At 52.8% G+C, this 22,004-nt stretch carries 18 protein-coding genes; 6 read left to right on the forward strand and 12 right to left on the reverse strand.

Translation table 11 applies throughout. The annotated features are described in order from the left end of the window. Positions 1-27: 27 nt before the first annotated feature. From NSS79_RS33855 to NSS79_RS33865, 3 genes are all read right to left on the reverse strand, one after another. The gene (locus NSS79_RS33855) at positions 28-594 is read right to left on the reverse strand and encodes a TetR/AcrR family transcriptional regulator (RefSeq protein WP_342437788.1); all 567 of its coding nucleotides are present in this window, start codon (positions 592-594) and stop codon (positions 28-30) included. 369 nt (positions 595-963) lie between these two features. Further along, positions 964-1,443, reverse strand: coding sequence for a 23S rRNA (pseudouridine(1915)-N(3))-methyltransferase RlmH (gene rlmH, locus NSS79_RS33860; protein ID WP_076111861.1), 480 nt, complete (start codon positions 1,441-1,443; stop codon positions 964-966). A gap of 93 nt (positions 1,444-1,536) precedes the next feature. Further along, entirely contained in the window at positions 1,537-3,330 is a 1,794-nt protein-coding gene (locus tag NSS79_RS33865; RefSeq protein ID WP_342437789.1) for a hybrid sensor histidine kinase/response regulator transcription factor, read from the reverse strand. Positions 3,331-3,497: 167 nt separating this feature from the next. Here NSS79_RS33865 and NSS79_RS33870 point away from each other — a divergent pair, with 167 nt between their 5' ends. Genes NSS79_RS33870 through NSS79_RS33880 form a run of 3 tightly spaced genes read left to right on the forward strand, consistent with a single transcriptional unit; the run spans position 3,498 to position 6,087 of the window. Further along, positions 3,498-4,409 carry an ABC transporter ATP-binding protein gene (locus NSS79_RS33870; protein ID WP_342437790.1) on the forward strand — a complete coding sequence of 304 codons (912 nt, stop codon included), beginning with the start codon at positions 3,498-3,500 and terminating at the stop codon, positions 4,407-4,409. Further along, on the forward strand, positions 4,406-5,347 hold the full coding sequence (locus NSS79_RS33875; RefSeq protein ID WP_342437791.1) for an ABC transporter permease subunit: 942 nt from the start codon (positions 4,406-4,408) through the stop codon (positions 5,345-5,347). Before NSS79_RS33870 ends, NSS79_RS33875 begins: the two co-directional genes overlap by 4 nt. 47 nt (positions 5,348-5,394) lie before the next feature. Next, positions 5,395-6,087 (forward strand): DUF4097 family beta strand repeat-containing protein, encoded by a 693-nt coding sequence (locus NSS79_RS33880; RefSeq protein WP_342437792.1) that lies wholly within the window; start codon positions 5,395-5,397, stop codon positions 6,085-6,087. On the opposite strand, the gene NSS79_RS33885 is transcribed toward NSS79_RS33880, so the two are convergent. Continuing rightward, positions 6,074-7,846 carry a HAMP domain-containing sensor histidine kinase gene (locus tag NSS79_RS33885; protein WP_342437793.1) on the reverse strand — a complete coding sequence of 591 codons (1,773 nt, stop codon included), beginning with the start codon at positions 7,844-7,846 and terminating at the stop codon, positions 6,074-6,076. The genes NSS79_RS33880 and NSS79_RS33885 overlap by 14 nt on opposite strands. Further along, on the reverse strand, positions 7,843-8,640 hold the full coding sequence (locus NSS79_RS33890) for a response regulator transcription factor (RefSeq protein ID WP_342437794.1): 798 nt from the start codon (positions 8,638-8,640) through the stop codon (positions 7,843-7,845). The genes NSS79_RS33885 and NSS79_RS33890 overlap by 4 nt, the downstream gene beginning before the upstream one ends. Before the next feature lie 211 nt (positions 8,641-8,851). Here NSS79_RS33890 and NSS79_RS33895 point away from each other — a divergent pair, with 211 nt between their 5' ends. Then, entirely contained in the window at positions 8,852-9,901 is a 1,050-nt protein-coding gene (locus tag NSS79_RS33895; protein WP_342437795.1) for a peptidoglycan DD-metalloendopeptidase family protein, read from the forward strand. 192 nt (positions 9,902-10,093) lie between these two features. Here NSS79_RS33895 and NSS79_RS33900 read toward each other — a convergent pair whose 3' ends face one another. Further along, positions 10,094-10,444 (reverse strand): helix-turn-helix transcriptional regulator, encoded by a 351-nt coding sequence (locus tag NSS79_RS33900; protein ID WP_342437796.1) that lies wholly within the window; start codon positions 10,442-10,444, stop codon positions 10,094-10,096. Between the two features lie 136 nt (positions 10,445-10,580). Here NSS79_RS33900 and NSS79_RS33905 point away from each other — a divergent pair, with 136 nt between their 5' ends. Further along, positions 10,581-11,975 (forward strand): MFS transporter, encoded by a 1,395-nt coding sequence (locus NSS79_RS33905; protein WP_342437797.1) that lies wholly within the window; start codon positions 10,581-10,583, stop codon positions 11,973-11,975. A 91-nt stretch (positions 11,976-12,066) separates the two neighbouring features. On the opposite strand, the gene NSS79_RS33910 is transcribed toward NSS79_RS33905, so the two are convergent. Then, positions 12,067-12,234: a CxxH/CxxC protein gene (locus tag NSS79_RS33910; protein WP_063829780.1), complete on the reverse strand. Its 168-nt coding sequence runs from the start codon at positions 12,232-12,234 to the stop codon at positions 12,067-12,069. Between the two features lie 44 nt (positions 12,235-12,278). Then, positions 12,279-14,087 carry a M3 family oligoendopeptidase gene (locus NSS79_RS33915; RefSeq protein ID WP_342437798.1) on the reverse strand — a complete coding sequence of 603 codons (1,809 nt, stop codon included), beginning with the start codon at positions 14,085-14,087 and terminating at the stop codon, positions 12,279-12,281. Between the two features lie 345 nt (positions 14,088-14,432). On the opposite strand from NSS79_RS33915, the gene NSS79_RS33920 reads away from it, so the two are divergent. Continuing rightward, positions 14,433-15,794, forward strand: coding sequence for a DUF2252 family protein (locus NSS79_RS33920; protein WP_342437799.1), 1,362 nt, complete (start codon positions 14,433-14,435; stop codon positions 15,792-15,794). Positions 15,795-15,909: 115 nt separating this feature from the next. On the opposite strand, the gene cydC is transcribed toward NSS79_RS33920, so the two are convergent. The 4 genes from cydC to NSS79_RS33940 are packed head-to-tail and all read right to left on the reverse strand — an operon-like array spanning position 15,910 to position 21,875. After that, positions 15,910-17,709 (reverse strand): thiol reductant ABC exporter subunit CydC, encoded by a 1,800-nt coding sequence (cydC, locus tag NSS79_RS33925; protein WP_342437800.1) that lies wholly within the window; start codon positions 17,707-17,709, stop codon positions 15,910-15,912. Beyond that, the gene (cydD, locus tag NSS79_RS33930) at positions 17,706-19,469 is read right to left on the reverse strand and encodes a thiol reductant ABC exporter subunit CydD (protein WP_342437801.1); all 1,764 of its coding nucleotides are present in this window, start codon (positions 19,467-19,469) and stop codon (positions 17,706-17,708) included. Before cydD ends, cydC begins: the two co-directional genes overlap by 4 nt. Continuing rightward, on the reverse strand, positions 19,469-20,485 hold the full coding sequence (gene cydB, locus NSS79_RS33935; RefSeq protein ID WP_038598208.1) for a cytochrome d ubiquinol oxidase subunit II: 1,017 nt from the start codon (positions 20,483-20,485) through the stop codon (positions 19,469-19,471). The genes cydD and cydB overlap by 1 nt, the downstream gene beginning before the upstream one ends. Beyond that, on the reverse strand, positions 20,472-21,875 hold the full coding sequence (locus NSS79_RS33940; RefSeq protein ID WP_342437802.1) for a cytochrome ubiquinol oxidase subunit I: 1,404 nt from the start codon (positions 21,873-21,875) through the stop codon (positions 20,472-20,474). Before NSS79_RS33940 ends, cydB begins: the two co-directional genes overlap by 14 nt. Positions 21,876-22,004 lie beyond the last annotated feature (129 nt).

The raw sequence follows: 22,004 nt of genomic DNA on the forward strand, positions 1-22,004 counted from the left end.
TGTGTCAAATTAAATCCAAGACTGAGGCTAGCTCTTGGCTCCTCCGATCCACATTTGAAACAACAGCTTTCCCCAATCAGGTACAGGGATATTCAACATATTAGGCGTATCAATTAAGTTAAAAAAAACACCAATAAGTACAGGAAGTGGGATATCCTGTCTCAGGCTTTTTTCCTGTTGTGCGCGTTCAAACAAGCGTGACAATTGTATTTTAAGAGTCTTATGTGCTTCCTCAATAAACTCAAGATCCCTCGCTGCTGCAGTAGAATTAGCCGTATTTATTTTACTGGCATCTCCCAATAGTTGATGGAGCTTATATTCTTCTACGTAAATGAGAAGTAACTGCTCGAGAGCGTCCATAGGATCAGTCTCATCAATTGCTGATGCATTGTCTAGTACTGTTGCTATTACACGCTTCATACAAGCAGCCACGATCTCTTCTTTATTAGAATAATACTGATAAATAGTGCTTCGGGCTCCTGACAGATGCTGTGAGAGCAACTTGAGATGAAAACCGTCGTACCCATACTCAAGCACTAATTTTTTTGTCGTATCAAGTAGCTCTGTCTCAGTAAAAGATTGTTTTCTTCCCATTGAATCTCTTCCTTTTTATCATTTAAGATCTGTGTTAAAAGTAAATAACATGATTGGTAGGATCCGTAATATTCTAAAGTCTCGCTAAAGATAAGAATACACCAAATTCACTACAGGTGCATACGGCTATTAGTTAATCGTAATCTTTGGGATTACTTCGCCCCTGGCCCATGCCGGAATATCGTTGTCAACGGCGAAGCCAGTTGGAGCCGTGTCTGTGCTTTCTGTGCCGAATACCGATCACCGCAGACCGTTCCGCACGAGTGATGTTTACGTTAGAGCGGGAAGTGTCATCCGAGGAACCCTTTATAATGTTAACTCCTATCGCTTGAGCGACTGCATTCTGCGACCGGCTTCCACCCTTCGCCGCTACTTATGATACGGTTCCCCCCGGTTTATCTTCACCGCCCGATACACCTGCTCCACCAGCACCAGCCGCATGAGCTGGTGGGGCAGCGTCATGCGGCCGAAGCTCATGCGCTGCTGGGCGCGGCGCAGGACCTCATCGGAGAGCCCGTGGCTGCCTCCGATGACGAAGGCGACATGGCTCGTCCCGTAGGTGCCGAGCCGGTCGATCTCTGCGGCAAGCTCCTCGGAGCTCCAGAGCTTGCCGTCGATCGCGAGCGCAATAACATGCGCCTCGCTCTTGATGTGCGCGAGGATGCGTTCGCCCTCGCGTGCCTTAACCTGGACAACCTCTGCGGCGCTCAGGTTGTCGGGCGCTTTCTCATCGGCTACTTCGATGAGCTGGAGCTTGAGGTACGGCGTCAGCCGCTTGGCATACTCCGCGATGCCGTCGATCAGGTATTTCTCCTTCAATTTGCCCACGCCGATAATTTGAATTAGCATAATATCCTCCATATGCCGGCCTCCGGGCCGACTGCTGTATTCTTCGTTGTATGATTAGCAAGGCATCCGCCAGCTATCAGGCTTATCTTAAATCTATGCCCGGGGCTGCACCAGCTGCTCTTTCCTGCTCTTCTCTACGGCCTCGTCGCGGTCGCCCACCTGAAGCTTCAAATAAATCGCCGAAATATAGTTTCGGACGGTTCCCTCTGACAGATGCAGCTTTTGGGCAATCTGCTTATTGCGCAGCCCTTCCGTTAATTCTTGCAGAACCTCCAGCTCCCGCTCGGTCAGGTCATACGGATTCAGTGAAGTGTCCAACTGCTGATCCTGGAACAGCTGCTGGGCCACCTCCTGCGAGATCATCGTCCCGCCTCCGTAGACCAGGCGGATCGTCGCCGCCAATTCCTTCGGATGGAGTGCCTTTAGCAGATAGCCCTCAGCGCCAAGCCGCAGCGCTTCCGCCGCATAGGTAATCTCCTCGAAGGTTGTAATGATAATGACCCGGATCTCCGGCCACTTCTCCTTAAGCTGCCGGGTAGCCTCCAGACCGTCCATTTCCGGCATGTGAATATCCATCAGGACAATATCCGGCTGCTCGGCGGCGCATTGCTCCAGTGCCTGCTTGCCACTCGCGGCAGTACGGATCCGGAAATCCTTCTCCTCTCCAAGCAGCAGCCTCAGACTCTCGCGGACCAGCGGCTGATCGTCAGCCAGCAGGATATCAATCCGCCGCTCCCCTTCCTGCGTCTGATTCGGTATCATACAGGTTACCAAGGTGCCGTCATTTTCCTGGGAATCAATATATAGCTTGCCCTGCAATGCCGCGAGACGCTCCTTCATACCGGTGAGGCCGAAGCCGTAGCGCAGCTGAGCAGTTCCCTTGCCGTTATCCTGAATCTGCAGCATGAGCTGGGCCGGATCATATTGCAGGACCACCCGGATGGCGCTCGCCTGCCCATGCCTGCTGGCATTGGTCAGTGCCTCCTGCAGCGAACGGCATAACGTATGTTTGGCCTGCTTAATCACTGCATAAGGCTCGCCCATCGTGCGGAACGACAATGCGACCCCCGTATTGGATTCGAACTGCCCGGAAATCTGCATTAAAGCCCGGTCCAAGGTCACCGGCTCCTCCAGCGGGTCCATCTGATGGACCTGCCGCCTCACATCCTCCAGCCCCTTGCGGGCTAGCTCCAGAACACTCTGAAGCTTATGCTCTCCTTCCTGCGTGGCTACATGCGGCCTCAGCGTTTCCAGACCCAGAATCATCGAAGTATAGCTGTGTCCAATCGTATCATGCACTTCCCCGGCCATCCGGTAACGCTCCTCCAGCAGGGTCATGCGTTCAATCTGAGAGGAATACTGCTCCAGAATGGTATATTGCTCGTTGACTAGCGTCAGCTTTTGCCGGATCGTGTTGATCGACTTCGCTCCCATCTGCAATCCATATCCGGCTGCGTAGACAAACAACCCGTCCGACAGGCTCTTCCAGATCAGCGGGTGCGACAGTCCTTCCCCTATCGCGGGTCCGGCGCTTAAGCTGTACAGCAATAAGGTGATTGGAAGCGTATATAAGTGCGCCTTGCCCCGGGTATGGAAGGCAAGCATCATTACAGCAGGCAGGAATAATCGCGTTAAGCCAAAATAGTACGCCAGCGCGAACGCGATCCCGCCTGCGAATATAAATTCCAGAAGAATATACCGCGTCTTGAAATCCCGTCCAACCCATGCAGGAAATAAGCCGCCCAGCAATACCGCTGGCAGCACCAGCCAGAGCGGGAAATCCGGCTTATCCAGATACATCAATATAACGACCGCTATGCTCCATAACAGGCGTAAGAGCAGAACGGTTAGATCTTGCCACGCCCGCCGGGCTTTATTTTTTTGCATCAATCAGCATCTCCAATTCAGCTTGATCTGTTGTCACATCCAGCATATGACACGCAGTAACTGTTCAATATGACAGTCCGCTTGGTAGGTTATGGGCAGCGGGATTCAGCTAAGCGATATGCAGAATTATATCCTACTACAATCATTTGGAAAAGGGAGGGGTAGCTTTGCCGCTGCTTCAAATACGGGATCTGACCAAGGTCATTGGCCGCAAAACTCTTGTAGACCATGTATCACTGGAAATGGAAAAAGGAGAAATCATGGGCCTGCTGGGCCCCAACGGAGCTGGAAAAACAACGACAATCCGCATGATCGTGGGACTCGTCTCTAAATCGGAAGGACAGGTCATTATTGACGGAATCGACACCCGGCAGCAATTCTCCGCAGCTATGGGCAAGGTTGGCGTTATCGTGGAACAGCCCGATCTGTACAAATATTTATCCGGATATGACAATCTGATCCTCTTCTCAAGAATGAGTCCGGGCGTCACCGAGGACCGGCTGAAGGAGATTATCCAGCTTGTAGGACTGGAGCTGAGCATTTCTGCAAAAGTCAGTACCTACTCGCTGGGGATGCGGCAGCGTCTCGGCCTGGCTGTAGCGCTGATGCATAAGCCCTCTCTGCTGCTGTTGGATGAACCGACCAATGGCCTTGATCCGGCGGGCATCCACGAGCTGCGGGAGCATCTGAAGAATCTGGCCCGCCAGGAGAATGTCGGCATTCTGATCTCCAGCCATCTGATGTCCGAAATGGAGATGATGTGCGACCGCGTTGCCGTGCTCCAGCAAGGCAAGCTGATCGGAGTGCATCGTTTGTCGGAGCTGGTTCAGGAGGATGACGCGCTCGTCCAGTTCGAGGTGGACCGGCCGGAGTTGGCGGTGCAAGTACTGCAAGCGTTCCTGTCAGGCGCGGAAATTACTGCCGGCCACAACCAGCTTCGTGTACGCCTACCCAAGAACCGCATTCCCGAAATCAGCCAGAAGCTGCTGGATTCAGGCATCAACGTATACGGGGTGAACACGGTGAAGCGGACGCTTGAAGACAAATACCTTGAGATTACAGGAGGACAAGGACATTGAAGCTGATCAACTATATCCGAAATGAGAATATGAAGATTTACAAAAGAAAACGTACCTGGGTGCTCATTGCTCTCGTTGCGGTCTTCGTCATCCTTCAGATCATCAATGTGCGTGCTGGAGATGGGGGAACCGCAGCGGCAGACTGGAGGTCGCAGCTTGAGCAGGAGAATCATCGGCTGGCAGAGGAAGCTGCCGAACCGGATGCGCTGCAGATTGAAATACGGCAGGCGGAGAAAAACATTTTGCTGAACGAGTACTCCCTGCAGCATAATTTGCCGCCTGAGACGAATGCCTGGAGCTTTGCGGGGGATCTTTCAGGAAACATTATATTTGCCGTCTCGCTGATCTCAATCATTATTGCCGGAGAGATTGCAGCTGCCGAATTTGTGTCCGGCACGATCAAGCTGCTGCTGACCCGCTCGGCCAGCCGGACAGAGGTGTATACCGCCAAATATATTGCCGCGATCCTGTTCGGACTGGGGTTGACGCTGCTCGGCCTTCTGCTCTCCCTGCTGTTCGGGGGAATCATGTTCGGCTGGGGCGGTCTTGGAGACAGCTATATGTATGTGCGGGATCACACCGTGCACCAAACGCCCATGCTGCTTTCAATCCTTGGCAGTTACTTGTTCCATCTGCCGTTTCTGCTCATTTCAGTTACATTGGCTTTTATGATATCTGCGGGTTTTCGCAGTCCTATCTTTGCTATCGTCATTCCCTTGTTCGTCTCCGTGGCCGGATTTGTTATTTCCATCGCCATGAACGGCTGGCCGTGGACCCGTTTCTTTATTTTCTCCCATTCCGATCTTAGCGGTTATTTCTTGGGTGATCCGGCGGTGAAAGGCATGACGCTCGGCTTCTCTCTGGCTTTTATAGGACTTCATCTGGCAGTCATGCATCTTCTTTCGCACACCCTGTTCGTCAAACGTGATGTCTCATAACGGTACACAATACTCTTCCATATTAAATTTAGAAAAGGGGAATTCCAATGCGCTGGACATGGAGATTATTAATCGTAGGTTGCCTGCTGCTAGTAACCGCTTGTAGCAAGGGCGCAGAAACATCGTCAACTCAGAAGCTTGAACTGGAGGCTGACAAGCTGACGAAGCTGGTTATAGATAACCGCAACGGAGAAATTGAAATAAATGGTGCAGACACGGATACGATTGAAGTCACCGCCGTGGTCACCGCCAAAGGCATAAGTATGGATAAATTGAAGCTGAAGCTGCGGGCAGAAGAGGCTACTGCTTATTTAGATGCTTCCTTTGGCGGCCAGATGCTGGCTATGGGTTCCGGGGCCGTGGATCTGGAGATTACACTTCCGCGTGAACTCGCTGTGGAGCTGGACTCGCATAGAGATGGCAAACTTAAGGTTGCTGATCTCTCGGCTCCGCTGGAGGTGGACAACGTGAACGGAGATCTGGAGGTTATCGACACCAAAGGTCCGGTAACACTCTCCAACCGGGACGGCGATATCACCGTGCGCAATATTGGTACCGATGTTGATATCGATAATATCAATGGGCATGTTGTGGTAACCCAAGTAGAAGGTTCTGCCGAGGTTGCTGTCGGAGACGGGTCCCTAGATATGGATCACATTACGGGCGATGCCGTGATTTCCCAGACCGGGAATGGTGAAATTAAGCTTGGAACCATTGGCGGAAACGTTAGCCGGAAATAGTAGCCACCAGACCCTCCCAGATAAGCCGGATTTCCGTTCCTTTGCCGGGGACGGAACTCACGGTGATCTGTCCACCCATCGCCTCAACCAAGCCCTTGGAGATCGCCATGCCCAGACCGGAACCGTTCGTTGTGGAAGCTGTGTCTCCCCCGCGGTAATACCGCTCGAATAAATTCGCCGCCGTCTGCTCATCCATCCCCTGGCCATTGTCGCGGAAAATAATAACCAATCCGCCGGTATCCATCGCACTCAGTGTTACGGTAAGCTGCGTGTCCGAAGAATTATGCAGCAGCGCATTGGCCGTTAAATTGCCGACGACCCTCTCCATCCAAGGCCGATAGATCCTGGCGGTAATTTCTGTGTCAGGGGATTGATAAATGATCCGCCCCTCTCCATACTCCGGGTTGGCCGCGGCCTGTTCCAGCGCATTGCCAAGCCAGGCTCTCATCTCCACGGCCTCGGTCTGCGGGACATGAATACCCGATCTCAGCCGGTAGGTAATGGCCAAATCGCTGATCAGCGTATCCATATGCGCCGACTTCTCCAGCATGATTGCAGAGAACTTGCGGACTTCTTCAGAGGACCAGTCATAAGTATCCTCGGCGAGCAAATGGGCATAGCCTTTAATGGAGGAGAGCGGGGTTTTCAAATCATGGGTAATGCCGGTAATCCATTCTTCCCGCAGGGTCTCTGTCCGCTGCCGCCGGTCCTCGTCACGCCGCAGAATCTCAGTCAGCTGGTCCAAGGACAGCATGACATCGGCAAAGATAGAATAACGCCGCTTCCACTTGCCTGACTTCAGCCGGCTGCGCGGACGGCCTTTGCGGTCCACCGGTTCGTCATAAGAGCCCTGCCCGAGGGAATCGAGCCAGGCCAGCATATGGAACATCGGAGCGCCGAAGCGGCGCGCGTTCAAGAAGGACAGCAGCGCAAAGATCAGCAGCGTCGCCCCCAGCATCCCGGCAATTCCAGTCAGTACAATACGCATTTCTGCGGAGATCAGGGGGGCCTTGGCCGATGACTTCGCCGCATCATTGGGCAAGCTTACCACCCAGGTCTGGCCGGTATCTTCATTATAGTCAAACGCCATACGGTATCCGTATCTTCCCTCATACTTCGAGCGCAAGGCAAGCTCTTGTACAGTATATTTGGCTGGAGCAGAGTCCGGCCGGTTAAACGCCGCCACCTCACTGCCCTCCGGATTAAGCAGCTGCACATAACCGCCAAGCGCCTGGATCCGGCTTTCTGTCTTCGCTGAAAGCAGCAGCTTCCCCTCCGCATAGGAGGAAGGTTCTTCGCTGACCGCTTGCAATAGCGGCTTAAGCACCTCAGGCACCCCATAGAGAAGCGTGTACATTCTGCCGTGTTTCTCCTGAATCCAGAGGTAGACGTCATACGGAAAACCCAGCTGCTGCTGCCAATAGGCGGCCAGCTCTCCCGGATTATACTGCGCGGGAACATCAGAAGGTGTGTTATAGGACTTCTCTACTTTTCCGTTCTCATCCAGGCTTTGCAGCCAGCCTTTATTTTGCTTGACCTGCTCCAGCAGCTTCGGGTCGAAGATAATACCGTCCGCTCCGAACTCGGAGGACTCAACCAGCCTTTCCAAACCCACAGAAACAAAATTATCGGTAAGATTAATCTCCGAAAGCCGCAGCAGCACCCACATAACGGTGATTGCCGCAATAAGCAGCACAACCAATCCGGCAATGGCCGAATGCAGCACGAACCGGAGGGTCAGACGCCTTTTCATCTTCATGCCTGTCCCTTTTCCTTCACGCTGCGCTGTACCAGCTTATACCCCAGTCCTCTAACGTTGACCAGGTACACCGGATTGGCAGGCTCCATTTCAATCCGTTCGCGGATCCGGTGAATATGTACCATAACTGTATTGTCGTCGCTAAGCGCGGCCTCGCCCCATACCCGCTCGTACAGCTCGCTTTTGGTGAACAGCCGGTTCGGATGCTTGCAGAAAAATAACAGCAATTGAAACACCAGCGCCGGACAGGTAACCACTTCGCCCTCCACTCTCAGCTCGCCCGCCGTCTCATCCACCTGGAATCTTCCGAAATCATAGCTAATGTTCTGCTGAAGCGGCTGCCGCTCCTGCCTGACATTTCCCTGGGGAGGCTGTCCGTGTTGCCCCTCTTTATCTTGAACAGGCTCCGGCCCGCCCGCGTCACCCAGATAACGGCGAAGCTGCGAACGGATCCGGGCCACCAGCTCCAGCGGATTGAATGGTTTCGTGATATAATCATCGCCGCCGACCGCAAAGCCGGTAAGCTTGTCAAAATCGGAAATACGCGCAGACAAAAACAGCACCGGCGCATTCGTCGTCTGCCGCAGGAAAGGGCAAATATCAATCCCGCTGCGCCCCGGCAGCATCACATCCAGCACAATCAGGTCATACACCTTGCTTTGGCAAGCCAGAATAGCAGCTTCACCCGTACCCGCCGAATCTATATCCGTGAATCCTTCTTTATAAAGTACCGTCTTAATCAGCTCAACAATGGACGCCTCGTCATCGACGAGCAAAATGGCAGCATGGTTCATGCCAATTCCCCTTTCGATCTAGTAATCGCAACTATCATAACATGATTGGCACCGCCTGACTGGCCGCACAACCTTAACAATAGCTTAATTCGTCTGCCAAAACTGTTGTTCAAAGTTAAGCAACCGTTAATGCAGTGTTATACTGGCGGAAATACTGACTAGCTACAATAAAGAGACGATAAGACAACAGCACTGCCGGGAGGAACAACATATGCGAAGCATCAGCAAAATAATGGCCGGTACGACGGTCTTGGCCATCTTATTATCAGCCTGTGGAGGAGAGAATTCGATGAATAACAGTCCGGAGGCATCAGCATCTGCCAGTCCAACAGAGGATGTGACGCAAGTTACACCTTCCGCAACCCCTGAAACCAGCAAAAGCGGACAACAGCCCGTACAGCCGGAGAATTTAGCCGGGGCTCTGTTAAGCGGCAATTACAGCGGAATTTATGAGCGGTTCAGCCCTGAATTCAAGCAGCAAATCAGTGAAGATGAGGTCAAAGAGATGGGTTCGGCGTTTATTCAAGGGGTCACTGCCTTTGAGCCTTCCACCGTAATGCGGCTGAATGGCGCCGAACACCGGATATGGACAAGCGATGAGGGCGACAAGGGGATTATTGCTATTTTTGATGAAGCGGGCGTCATTCACGGCCTAAACATCACGGAGCTGACCACCTATCCCGAGACAGATAAGGCATTGACCCGGACTGCCATGACGCTGCCGTTCCAAGGGGATTGGTTTGTATTCTGGGGCGGCAACAACGTGCTGAACAATTATCATTATGAGTACGAAAGCCAGCGCTACGCCTATGATTTCGTGCAGGAAGTGAATGGACTTTCATACGAAGGAGATCCGCTGCGCAATGGGAGCTACCATGCTTTTGGGAAGAATGTCACCGCCCCTGCTGACGGAATCGTCACCGAAGTCATAAACGATATCCCCGATAATACCCCTGTGGGCGTGATGAATGAAAAAGAACCCCCAGGCAATCTGGTCGTGATTGACCACGGCGGGGAATACAGCTTTTTGGCCCATCTGAAGCAAGGTTCGGTCACCGTAAAAAAGGGCGATTCAGTCAAAACGGGCGATATCATCGGGAAGCTTGGCAATTCCGGCAACTCCAGCGAGCCGCATCTGCATTACCAGGTATCGGACGGAGCCGACCTGTTCGGCTCCCGGTCCCTCCATATCCAGTGGAAGGACAATCTAAATCCGCTGAAGGGCCAGACTGTAACCGGCAAGGCCGCTGCAAACCGCTAACAGCTCAGGAAAAGAAGAAGGAACGTGATAGGATACGCCTGAGGCAAGTACCTTAATCTGCATAGTATAAACTGGACCCTGCTGATGGCAGGGTTCTTTTTCCTTCTATAGAAACAGCAAAAGGACGTGCTATGACGTGCTATGACGTCCTCTTTTTCATTTGTTGTGCAAAAGAATCCGAAAGCCTGCCGTCTAGTGCTCTTCCGTCTTCTCCATAAACAACAGCTTTGACTCACCAGCCGATTCATAGGCCTCCAATATGGAATCCAGCAGGCCGGGGAACCGCTCTTCCAGGTCATCGGAGCGCAGCGACAGCAGGCGCTGTGTTCCCTGGGCACGGGTGTGGACGACTCCCGCCTCACGCAGCGTGCGGGCATGATGGGACATGGTCGATTTAGCGATAGGGACATTGAAGCTGTTGCAGGCCTGTTCACCATGCTTGCGGATTTCCGAAACAACAAATAATCGAAGAGGATCGCTGAGCGCATACAATACCGAAGCAAGCTGAATGTCTTTACGGTCCGGATGATACAGTATCTTCATAGATAAATATCCCCTTTGTGGTGCAGATGGGTGCAAAATATTATAAAATCCCTAATTGCATTTTACCTTACTGCATGCTATATTTCAATTGTTCGTAAGTAATCGAACTATCAAACAATAAAGGAGTGGCCCTCACATGAGCTCAAGCTCTACATATCCACCTGCAGTGGACAGCTCAGCCCCTTCGGTGGAAGCCACTCTTCCACGGGAAGGGCTGCTGACTGTTCTGTTCAGTGTCGCCATTGTACTCGTTATAATGAATACCGCTATGTTCAACCTGGCATTGCCCGATGTGACTGAAACATTCGGCATCACGGCTGCATCTGCTTCCTGGATCGTAACCGGGTATTCGATCATGTTCTCCATTGCCTCCATCACATTCAGCCGGCTCTCCGACTTCCTGCCGATTCGCAGGCTGCTAACTATAGGTCTGCTGACGCTTGGCCTGGCGGCGATTGCCGGCTTCTTCAGTTCAAATTTCGTATTTCTGCTGATTGTACGTATTGCGCAGGCCTCCGGTGCAGGCGCGGTGATGTCCTTGTCACTCGTGCTGTTCACCCGCTATGTCCCGCTGGCCCGCCGCGGCAAAGCAATGGCGACCATCATGTCTGCGGTTTCGCTTGGCCTGGGTCTCGGTCCGGTAGCCGGCGGAAGTATCGTCGAATATCTCGGCTGGCACTGGCTGTTCGCCGTTACGGCCGCCATCCTGCTTCTGGTGCCGCTGTTTCTGGTGCTGTTGCCCAGAGAAGTGCCCCGCCGCGGTTCATTCGACGCGCTCGGCAGACTGTTTCTCGGTATCGGAACGACCGGCCTTCTGCTGTTTCTGACCGGCGGATACTGGATTGCGCTGATCGCCGGAGTGGCCTCCCTTGCCCTGTTCATCCGCCGCATTGGCAGTACTCCCGATCCGTTCGTGATGCCTGCACTGTTCCGTGACCGCTCCTATCTGGTCCTGTCGCTAGTCGGAATCGCTTCTTATTTATGCAGCTTTGCCACCTTGTTTCTGCTGCCGCAGATTCTGACCCACCGCTTCGGCTTCAGTGCAAGCCACGCCGGGCTGGTTATCTTTCCGGGTTCACTGCTGGCGATTATCGTCTCCCGGGGGGTAGGACGGATTATTGACCGATATGGCAATGGGGGCATTCTGCGATATGCACCGCTCCTTGTGCTAACCGCCACCGTCCTGTTTGCTTTGCTCGCCGCCCACTCCTGGATTGCGGTCATGTTGACCTATATGATTATGAGCCTATCTTTTACGGCGTTGTCCAGCAGTGTATCCAATGAAATCTCGCGGATTCTCCCTTCTGCCCAGATCGGCTCCGGTATGGGATTGTTTCAGCTGCTTCAATTCTTCAGCGGGGCATTCAGCGTAGCTCTGGCAGCCAGCGCCCTGGAGTGGCAGCGCGGATTATCGCTTTCGTCGGCTTACTCCAACATCTACTGGGGACTTTCACTGGCCGCAGGAATTGCTATTCTTTCAGCCTTTATGTACCGCCGTAGCAGCCGGACCGGGGAACTGGCGGATGCTTAATCCCCTATATTTCCACAAAAAAGCACCGGGCCGCTTGTAACTACAGCAGCCCGGTGCTTTCTACTCTTGCCTGATTACTTATTGAAGGTCCCTAGACCACCAAATACTCCGCATTTTTCTCGCATTCCGCACATTTCGCCGGCGGGTCCCAGTCCGAGAACTCGGTTTCCTTCAGATCCACAATATCCGGTGCATCCTCGTACTCGTCCACAAACTTGTCGATGGCCAGCTCCACATGTTCCTTACACACTACGTACATTCAATCAAGCATCCCTTTCTGTGCCGCTGCGGCGTATACTCCTTCTATTGTTCTACCACACTTCCCGGCAAAAAGGAACTACCTGTCCCAAACTGCAGAATATCCTCTGCAATGAGAGCCAGCGCATCCCGCCAGAACTCCAGTGAATGCACATCAATGTCCATCAGTTCTGCGGCATCCGCGATGGTAGTTCTGCTGCTGGCTGCCAGGAAGGATTGATACTGGTTCACAAAATCCCCGCCCCGCTTCTTATACTGTGCATATAGTCCTTTGGAGAACAGCAGCCCGAACGAATAAGGGAAATTCAGAAACTCGTTGCCTGTCATATAATATCCGGCTTTGCTGATCCACTGGTATGGATGAATCGATTCCGGAGCGACACTGTCACCATAAGCGGCAGTCATTGCCTCCAGCATCAGACTGTTAAGCTCCTCAACAGTTAACGCGCCTGATTTCCTTCTATTATACAGCCGGCTTTCAAACAGGTAGCGGGCGTAGAAATCAACGATAAAATATCCGGCGTCGGAAAGGCTCCGTTCCAGGATAGGCAGCATTTCTTCCTCCGGAGCAGACTGAAGCAGCGCCTGATGGATCAGACTCTCGCAAAAAATCGATGCCGTCTCGGCAATTGGTATCGGATAATCGGTATTGACCATCGTCTCCCCGGCGAGGCAGCTGCTGTGGTACGCATGTCCAATCTCATGCGCCAGCACGCTGACATCCATATAACTTCCGGTAAAACTCGTCATAATCCGGCTCTCTCCGATCGGAAAGATATCGACGCACAGGCCGTAATTCCCCTTCCCCGCTCTTGGCTCAGCATCAATCCAGCGCCGGGTGAACACTTTGCGGGCAAACTCCCCCAGTTCTGCACTGAACGTGCTGAATCCGGCTACAATAAGCTCCTGCGCTTGCGCATAGGTAATTCTGGAAGAAGACTCCCCGCCAACCGGAGCAAAGATATCATAGAACGGCAGCGGCCCCGTATGTCCCAGGAGCTTTGCTTTTTGGAGATAGTATTGCCCGAAGACCGGCAGGCTTTCCTCTATAGCCTGAAGCATGACTTCGAGTGTCTCTTGATCCATGCGCGAAGCTGCCAGCACCTTATGCAGCGGCGAAGCATACCCTCTCAGCTCATAGACTGCTGCCGCTTCTCCGCACACGGCATTGAGGCAGGCCGCACTCTGTTCCGCCACGCTCCGGCAAGCGCCGGCCTCAGCTTCATACGCTGCTTTTCTAACCCGTGGATCATTGTCATAGACCAGATTTCGCAGTTCCGATAGAGACAGACTACGAATCGCACCTTCCATTTCCACATCCGCGCGCAATGTAGACAAGGTTCTCATATACAGTCTTTCCCAAGCCTTGGCACCGGTATTCTGCATCCGGGCAATGACCGTCTCAGCCTCTTCACTGAGCAAATACTGTGACTGCCGCTGAAGCTGGCGCAGATAAAAGGCATGTCCGGCAAGATAATCGCTAGATTGTATGATGTTCTCCAGATCCTCCGCGCTCACTTGGGCCAGCCATTTGCTGAAGCTTACCAACGCTTCGCCGGCACCGGCTGCGGTATCCTCCAGTTCATCCATGCTATTCACTGCTTCTGCATTGCCGCTGTCACTGCTGAAGACCAGCTCCGCATAACTGAACAGGCAGAGATATACTCTTTTGAACGCGTTGTAACGCTCCAGGAACTCTTCCGTTTGTTTGGCCGCATTATCGTTATCCTTTAAATGAAGAGCCTCCCATGCCTTGAGGCCGCTGGCAAGGGTCTCCGCAAGTTTAAGGTCCTCTTGAAATTGATCTGACTGGAATGAGGGGTACAGGCTCTCCAGGTCCCATGTTAAGTCCATTTGCATTTATCTCCTTATCATAAACGCAGCTGAAGCTATACGTATCCCGGCAACCAGCCATAAATACATATAGCGGGCTGCGTATAGTTGAATGAAATTTCTGAACTCTCTATCCTGCGGTTGCAACTCACATGCTTCCACCTCTTCCGATGTTTTACAAGAAATTCATTCAAGTATATCACGCTTCTTCATGGTGAAATATGCGGTAAATAACTGGACATAACACACTAACAGCGGTTCACGAAAAGGGAGATGGCCGCTCTTCACTAAGATCATCAGGAAATATCAGGGTTAATGCGTTATGATAAGTTTAATTCTATTTATTCCCGCAAAGGAGTACCTATCATGATCAATGAATCCATAACTGAGGGTGTCATTCGTACCCGTACGAAACTCCGTAAAGATCTGCTAATCTCCATTTTTGATGAATTCGACGGCACCATTATGGGCCTGACTCCCGCGAAGCGGGCAGAAAAGTACCTGAAGATGTCGCTTAGCCCTTTTTCATTCTACCGGGGCAGCTCTTATCTGTTCTATTTTGACGCCACAAGACAATACTTTCCCTACCACACTTCGGCGGAGCGCCCGACCTGGATTCAAGGGGACCTGCATTTCGAGAATTTCGGGGCTTTCCGCAGCGAAGATGGCTCTATCGTATATGACGTCAATGATTTCGATGAGGGTTATGTCGGCTCCTATCTGTACGATATATTGCGTATGGCAGGCAGTATTGCGCTTGTCGGGCGGCAGCTGGGGTACGGGGAGGCAGAGCAGCTTAACGTGATCGAGAGTTTTGTGCAGGCCTATTCCAGAGGGATCCGCCGGTTCAGCCAAGGCAAGGACAACCCCGGCAACTTCGTAATGAATGAGAACGGGGCCAAAGGGCCGGTGAAGAAGCTGCTCCGCAAGCTGGAGAAACGCCGCCAGGGTCATTTTCTGGAAAAGGTCACGTCCCAAATGCAGAGCGGCAGAGTATTTCTGGAGAACTCCGAACTGGCTGTCCCTGAGGTAGCGGAGCAAACGTTGCTGGAGAAGGCCTGGAGCTTCTATATGCAGACCATTGTTGCCCGCAGCTGGAACGACGATCATTACCGGATGAAGGACATTGCTGTCAAACATGGCTCGGGCACTGCATCCATCGGGCTGGACCGTTACTATATATTGATCGAAGGCGGAAGCAGTCAAGAAGATACCGACGATACCATTTTGGAAGTAAAAGAGGTTCGTGTGCCAGTCCCGGCTTATTTCATGCCTTATTCGGAATCTTTCTGGAGCACCTTCGGACATCAAGGGAAACGTGTGGCGGCCACACAGCAGGCGATGCATCACAAAGCTGATCCCTATCTGGGCTTTCTGACGATGGATGGCCGGGATTTTTATGTCCGCGAACGCTCCCCGTATAAAAAAAGCCTGAAGCTCAAAGACATCGCAACTGTAGACGATATGCTCCAGGTTGTTGAAGTCATGGGCAGCCTAACGGCCAAAATGCATGCCAGAGCCGACGCAGATGTGGACCAAGGAATCCTCTCCTACCACAGCGAGAAGGAAATTGCCAAAGCGATGGGCCCGGACCCTGATGCTTTTGCCCGCTATATTTCCCAATGGGCTTACGGTTATGCCACCCAGGTGGAGAAAGACTTCGTGATGTTTACAGAATGGGTGAAGGAGCGGTTCGGAGAGGAAGCGGAAGTGCGTCAGGCGGAGTAGCTGCACCGGCTGTAGGTAATCGTGAACCGCCAATAGCGCGAAGCATATAAATTCTTATGTTTTTAAAAAAGGCTCTTTCCCCCAATCGGGTGGAAAGAGCCTTTTCGTAACATCTCTATTCTCCTGGTGCCGTGTTCACGAACCCGCTTGGCCGGTCCAGCTCATACAGCTTGCGGTAGCGCGGTTCCTTGTCCATCAGCTCGGCATGGGTGCCGCGCATTTCCACGAACCCGTTCTCCATAAAGATTACTTCATCCATCTGCTCTGCACCGACAAGATGGTGGGTGACCCAGATCAGCGTCTTGCCCTCCATGGCCTCGAACATAGTAGCCAGCAGATCCCGCTCTGTACGCGGGTCAAGCCCGACGGTTGGCTCGTCGAGCACAACTACCGGTGTATTCTGCAGCAGAATCCGCGCCAGGGCAATCCGCTGGCGTTCACCGCCGGAGAAGCGCTGGCCCGCCTCGCGCACCGCTGTGTTATAGCCTTCCGGCAGCGATGAGATCAGTGTATCCAGCTTGGCCAGCTTGGCGGCCTGCTTAATGTCCTCATCAGACGCATCAGGATTACCAAGCCGGATATTATTGGCTACGGTAGTGTCGAACAAGTGCGGGCTCTGGTTCAGCACGGCAATAAGCTGCGGAATTCTCTCGCCATAAGCGGAAGCTTCAATGCCCTTAATCGTGGCCGAACCGACGGAAGGCGTAATGACGCCTTGAATCACCTTCAGCAGTGTCGATTTCCCTGCCCCGCTGCGCCCGATAACAGCAACCTTCCGGCCTTGCGGAATATCGAGCGTCAGATTGCGGATCGACCAGTCATCTCCCGCAGCATAGCGGTAACCGGCATTCTCCAGCCGGATAGGCGCCTGCCCGGTTTCCTTGATCGCCTTGACCGCAGCATCCACATGGCGGGCAGTGTCAGCCTTCCCCGAATCCGGTGCTGCCCCCGCCATATTTCCTTCCGCGGCTTCCACGCCGGACAGGCGCTCCAGCGAATTGCGGTATTGCGGGATCTTCTCCACCGCTTCCGAGACCGGCAGGAAAGCATCTGCTACCGGAAACACCACCAGTACAAACGCTGCAATCAGCGTTCCGGCAATGGCCCCGTCCGCGAATTGGCCGGCGGCCCAGTACAGCATCGACAGCACGCCGATGCCGACAACCGCCTGCCCGATGAACATGCGCAGGCGCGCCCAGCGACGCAGCGCTCCGTCGGTGTGGGCGACCGCCCGCTCATCGGCCTCGTAGGTTTCCACGAATTGGCCCTGCCGCCCGCTGATTACCCAGTCGCCCATTCCCAGCACAGCATCCGTCAGCTTCTGGTAGAGGCGGTTGCGCTCCTGCTTCACCTGGCGCTGACGTTTTTGCGTCAGCAGCAGGGATATCAGCGGTAGCACAACTACCAGCACCAGCATATAGAGCCCCATCAGCAGAGCAAAAGCCAGATCAAACGTGCCGATGGAAATGACCGCCGCCGCGTAGATCAGGAGGGCAATAATGCTTGGGAATACAGTGCGCAGATACACATTCTGCAAATATTCAATATCGTCGGCCAGCATGCCGAGAATATCCCCGGTACGGAACCGCGAAGATAGAAACAGCGCCTGCGGCTCCAGGATATTGTACAGCCGGATCCGCATCTTCGAGAGAATCCGCAGGATCGTATCATGCGAGACCAGGCGTTCCGCATAGTGGATGACCGCCCGGCTCGTCCCGAACGTGCGCACGCCGACAATCGGCACATAGATCATCAGTATATTTTCTGGCGGTATGGACGCCTTTGAGATCAGAAATCCCGAGGTGTACATCAGGGACGAAGCTGAAAAAATCGTCAACGCACCCAGTACGATAATCAGCAGAAACCGCCAGAAATAAGGGGAGACATAGGGAGCAAACCATCCTTCACGTTTCAATGGATTCCCTCCAATTGACTTTGAATAAGCTCATAATAAGCACCTCGCCGGGCAACTAGCTCCGGATGGGTACCAACCTCGGCCACCTGTCCCTGCTGCATCACGACAATCAGATCCATATCGATCATCCAGTGCAGGCGGTGGGTGGCGAGAAACACAAGTTTCCCTGCAAATAGCGGCAGCATTGTTTGCTTCAGCTCGTATTCCGTCTCTATGTCGAGATGGGCGGTCGGCTCGTCGAGCAGCATGACCGGACGGCTGCTCAGCAGTGCGCGGGCCAGCGCGACGCGCTGTTCCTGGCCGCCGCTGAGCGAACGGCCGCCGCCGCCGATCATTTCATCCAGTCCGCTTGGCAGCGACTCCACCAGCTTGGATAATCCAGCGGCGGCCATCACCGAAGCAACAGCTTCCGTCGAAGCTTCCGGATAATAGAAACGTACATTATCCGCCAGCGTACCGCTGAAAATATACGGCCGCTGCGGAATATATGAGGTATGCTTGCGCCACTCCTCATCGGTAAGCGCACTGACACGGTTCCCGTTAATGCTTATGCTCCCTGAGGTAGGATGCAGAAAGCCGCCCAGGATATCGACCAGTGTGGATTTACCCGCGCCGCTCTCTCCGATAATTCCAATCTTCGCAGAACCCTTGAAATCCAGGTTAACGCCCTCCAGCGAGGCAATCCCGTTTGCTTCATATTTAACGCCAACCTGCTCCAGCTTCAGCACACTATCCTGCCGCCAAGTAAATACAGCGGCAGAAGACGGCGCGGCTGTAGGAGCTTCCGTTCCTTCAGCCTCCAATACCTCCGCTGTTACCGTATCCCGGTCGATAATGTCCTTCATCGCTTCACCGGCTTCCTTGCCATCCAGCGTAGCATGGAAATCCGCTCCGACCAGCCGGACCGGCAGGAAATATTCCGGCGCCAGGATCAGAATGGTTAACCCGGTAACCAGGGTCATCTGCTCATTGACCAGCCGCAGCCCCAGGCTTACCGCTACTGAGGCCACAGATAACATCGTGAAGAAGTCCATCGCGAAGGAAGACAGAAATGCTACACGCAGCGTACGCATTGTAGCCGAACGGTAGCGGTCACTGACCTCGGCAATACTGTCACTATGACTGCGGCTGCGCCCGAGAAACTTCAGCGTCTCCAGCCCGCGCAGCGAATCAACAAAATGATTGGACAGCGTCCGGTAGGACTTCAGCTGGCGGTCCATTTGCTTGCGGGCGGTCATTCCGATCAGAATCATAAAGACGATAATAATCGGCATCGTCAGGGTGAGAATAACACCGCTCGACGTATCCAGAGTATAGATGTACACCAGGAGCAAGACCGGTGTTACCGCCATCCCTACCATCCGCGGAATAATAAGCTCTATATAGGTGCGGAACTTCGTTACCCCTTCAAGCACAAGCGTAACCAGATTTCCCGTTCCCCGGTCGCCGGCCAGCCTCGGTCCCAGCTGGAACAGCTTGTCCATCATTTGTCTCCGCATGCTGCTGCCGGTGTTCTCCGCGAAGCGGTAAGAGACGCGGCTCATCAGCATGGCGCAGGCATGGCGTACAAGAAACGCAAGAAGGAACAAGAGCATTGTCGCCCCTTGTTCCTTCAGCGGTTCTCCCGCAAACAGCGCAGAGACTACTTCTGCCAGCGACTTAGCCAGCAGAAGTATGGACAGGCTTTGCACCAGGGTAAGGAAGCCTACGATCAGAAAGACCGGCTTAACTCCTTTGTACCCAAGCAAATTTTTATCCATTAGTATTCAAGATGCTCCTTCTCGTGAACCCGTTTGTGGAAGATGAAATAACTCCAGATCTGATAACCGAGCACGAACGGCAGCAGCGTCAGCGCTACAATCGACATCACCTTCAGTGAATACTGGCCCGATGCCGCATTGGTGATGGTCAGATTAAACGCCTCATCAATAGAGCTGATCATAACCCGCGGGAACAGGCCCACAAATATCGACATCACCGACAAAGCCATAACCGCTCCGGTCATCCCGAACGCCCAGCTGTCCTTCTTCTTGGTCATGAAATAGCCGGACAGAACGAAGGCGGCAATGCCTAGAATCACTAATACCAACAGCAGTGCACCACGTTGTTCAAACACATCTGTCATATAGTAAGTCATAATTACAAAAGCAACCAGCAGCGCAGCCAGCGGGAACAACAGCTTCTGCGCCAGCTTGCGCGCACGAACCTGCAGATCGCCAACCGTACGGAGCGTAGTGAACATCAAACCATGCACCAGACAAAGCAGCACTACAGTAATCCCTGCGACTACGGTATACACATTCACGATGTCGAAGAATCCGGCATACATCTGCATGTCACCGTCAATCGGCAACCCTTTAATGAAGCTCGCGAACACTACTGCCAGCAGGAACGGCGGAAGGAAGCTGCCGAAGAAGATGCAGGCGTCCCAGGTTCTTTTCCAGGCCAATGAATCACGTTTGCCTCTGAATTCAAAGGCGACACCGCGGGCAATCAGCGCCAGCAGGGCAAAGACAAACGGAATATAGAATCCGCTGAACAACGTTGCGTACCAGTTGGGGAACGCAGCGAACATCGCGCCCGCCCCCGTCAGCAGCCATACCTCATTCGCATCCCAGAACGGCCCGATCGAGTTGATTAGCACCCGGCGTTCCGTATCATTCTTGGCCAGGAACTGCGTTTCCATTCCTACGCCGAAGTCGAAGCCTTCCAGGAAGAAAAACCCGATAAATAATACCGCAATCAGCACAAACCACAATTCATTAAGAGAAAGCATGCGATCCCTCCTTATTATATGGATCATGCGACTGACCGTGATCGTTATCCATGGCATAAGGGCCTTTTTTGATAACTTTGATGAACAATCCGATCAGCACCGCTCCCAGTATAGCGTAGATCGCCGTAAAGGAGATCACCGAGAACAGCACCTGTCCAGCCGATATATTAGGAGACACACTGTCTTCTGTCGTCATTAATCCGAATACCGTCCAAGGCTGACGTCCGATCTCTGTCATGATCCAGCCTGCAGTATTGGCAATTGGCGGAAGCAGCAGCCCCCAGAACATGAACCGCATAAACCAGGTGTTCGGACGTTCCATCTTTTTGCGCCACATCAGATACATCGCATACATGCCGAGCACAATCATCAGCGTGCCTGCGACCACCATGATCCGGAAGCTCCAGAACGTCGTACGCACAGGCGGGATATAATCCCCCGGGCCGTACTTTTGTTCATATTCCGCCTGCAGCGTGTTCATCCCTTTAACTTCACCGGAGAACTTACTGTAGGACAGGAAACTCAGCATATAAGGAATCTTGATTTCCCCGGAGTTTGATTTATTGTCAGGATCGATAAAAGCACTGGCTGTCCAAGCCGCAGGGTCACCACTGTCCTCCCAAAGGGCTTCCGTAGCTGCCATCTTCATCGGCTGTGTCTCTACCAGATACTGCGCTTGGGCATGACCTGCAACGGCTACCCCCATGGAGGAGACAATGCCGACAATCGCGGCAATTTCGAACGATTTTCTAAAGAAAGGCACATCCTGCTTCTTGAGCATTTTATAGGCACTGATACCCGTTACCAAAAATGCCCCTGTAGCGTAAGCCGCGAGCACCGTATGCGGGAATTCCACCAGCAATTGCCCGTTTGTAATCAAAGCCAGGAAATCATTCATTTCGGCCCGGCCATTATTCATCGCAAAACCAACAGGGTGCTGCATAAAAGAATTGGCTGCGAGAATCCAGAATGCCGATAACATCGTCCCCAGTGCTACCATCCAGATGGACAGTAAATGAATCTTCTTGGAAACTTTGTCCCAGCCGAAAATCCATAAGCCGATAAATGTAGACTCCAGGAAAAACGCCAGCAGCGCTTCAATCGCAAGTGGAGCCCCAAATACATCCCCGACAAAGCGGGAATAATCGGACCAGTTCATTCCGAACTGGAATTCCTGCAATATCCCTGTTACTACCCCTACTGCGAAGTTAATGAGAAATAGCTTTCCCCAAAACTGCGCCATTCTTTTGTACTCATCGTTGCCTTTTCGGACATACATCGTCTCCATGATCGCGATCAAGAGTGCAAGTCCAATAGATACCGGTACAAAGAAGTAATGAAAGATCGTCGTCGACGCAAATTGTATACGCGACAGCATAACTGTATCCATGTTTCTTCCCCTTTCTTCTCTCCATTCGTTATGTCTATTCTGTCAAAAATTTAAAGCTTAAAGTGTGATAATTATCACATTATACACCCGGATTGGGGCTAAAAAACAATAAATTTGTGACAAATATCA

Source organism: Paenibacillus sp. FSL L8-0436 (assembly GCF_038593025.1).
Taxonomy (GTDB): Bacteria; Bacillota; Bacilli; order Paenibacillales; family Paenibacillaceae; genus Paenibacillus_AQ.

Excerpts from the sequence above, each read along its gene's own strand:
- NSS79_RS33855 (WP_342437788.1), bottom strand. The coding sequence starts at position 594 with ATGGGAAGAAAACAATCTTTTACTGAGACAGAGCTACTTGATACGACA.
- rlmH (WP_076111861.1), bottom strand. The coding sequence starts at position 1,443 with ATGCTAATTCAAATTATCGGCGTGGGCAAATTGAAGGAGAAATACCTG.
- NSS79_RS33865 (WP_342437789.1), bottom strand. The coding sequence starts at position 3,330 with ATGCAAAAAAATAAAGCCCGGCGGGCGTGGCAAGATCTAACCGTTCTG.
- NSS79_RS33880 (WP_342437792.1), top strand. The coding sequence starts at position 5,395 with ATGCGCTGGACATGGAGATTATTAATCGTAGGTTGCCTGCTGCTAGTA.
- NSS79_RS33885 (WP_342437793.1), bottom strand. The coding sequence starts at position 7,846 with ATGAAGATGAAAAGGCGTCTGACCCTCCGGTTCGTGCTGCATTCGGCC.
- NSS79_RS33890 (WP_342437794.1), bottom strand. The coding sequence starts at position 8,640 with ATGAACCATGCTGCCATTTTGCTCGTCGATGACGAGGCGTCCATTGTT.
- NSS79_RS33895 (WP_342437795.1), top strand. The coding sequence starts at position 8,852 with ATGCGAAGCATCAGCAAAATAATGGCCGGTACGACGGTCTTGGCCATC.
- NSS79_RS33900 (WP_342437796.1), bottom strand. The coding sequence starts at position 10,444 with ATGAAGATACTGTATCATCCGGACCGTAAAGACATTCAGCTTGCTTCG.
- NSS79_RS33905 (WP_342437797.1), top strand. The coding sequence starts at position 10,581 with ATGAGCTCAAGCTCTACATATCCACCTGCAGTGGACAGCTCAGCCCCT.
- NSS79_RS33910 (WP_063829780.1), bottom strand. The coding sequence starts at position 12,234 with ATGTACGTAGTGTGTAAGGAACATGTGGAGCTGGCCATCGACAAGTTT.
- NSS79_RS33915 (WP_342437798.1), bottom strand. The coding sequence starts at position 14,087 with ATGGACTTAACATGGGACCTGGAGAGCCTGTACCCCTCATTCCAGTCA.
- NSS79_RS33920 (WP_342437799.1), top strand. The coding sequence starts at position 14,433 with ATGATCAATGAATCCATAACTGAGGGTGTCATTCGTACCCGTACGAAA.
- cydD (WP_342437801.1), bottom strand. The coding sequence starts at position 19,469 with ATGGATAAAAATTTGCTTGGGTACAAAGGAGTTAAGCCGGTCTTTCTG.
- cydB (WP_038598208.1), bottom strand. The coding sequence starts at position 20,485 with ATGCTTTCTCTTAATGAATTGTGGTTTGTGCTGATTGCGGTATTATTT.
- NSS79_RS33940 (WP_342437802.1), bottom strand. The coding sequence starts at position 21,875 with ATGGATACAGTTATGCTGTCGCGTATACAATTTGCGTCGACGACGATC.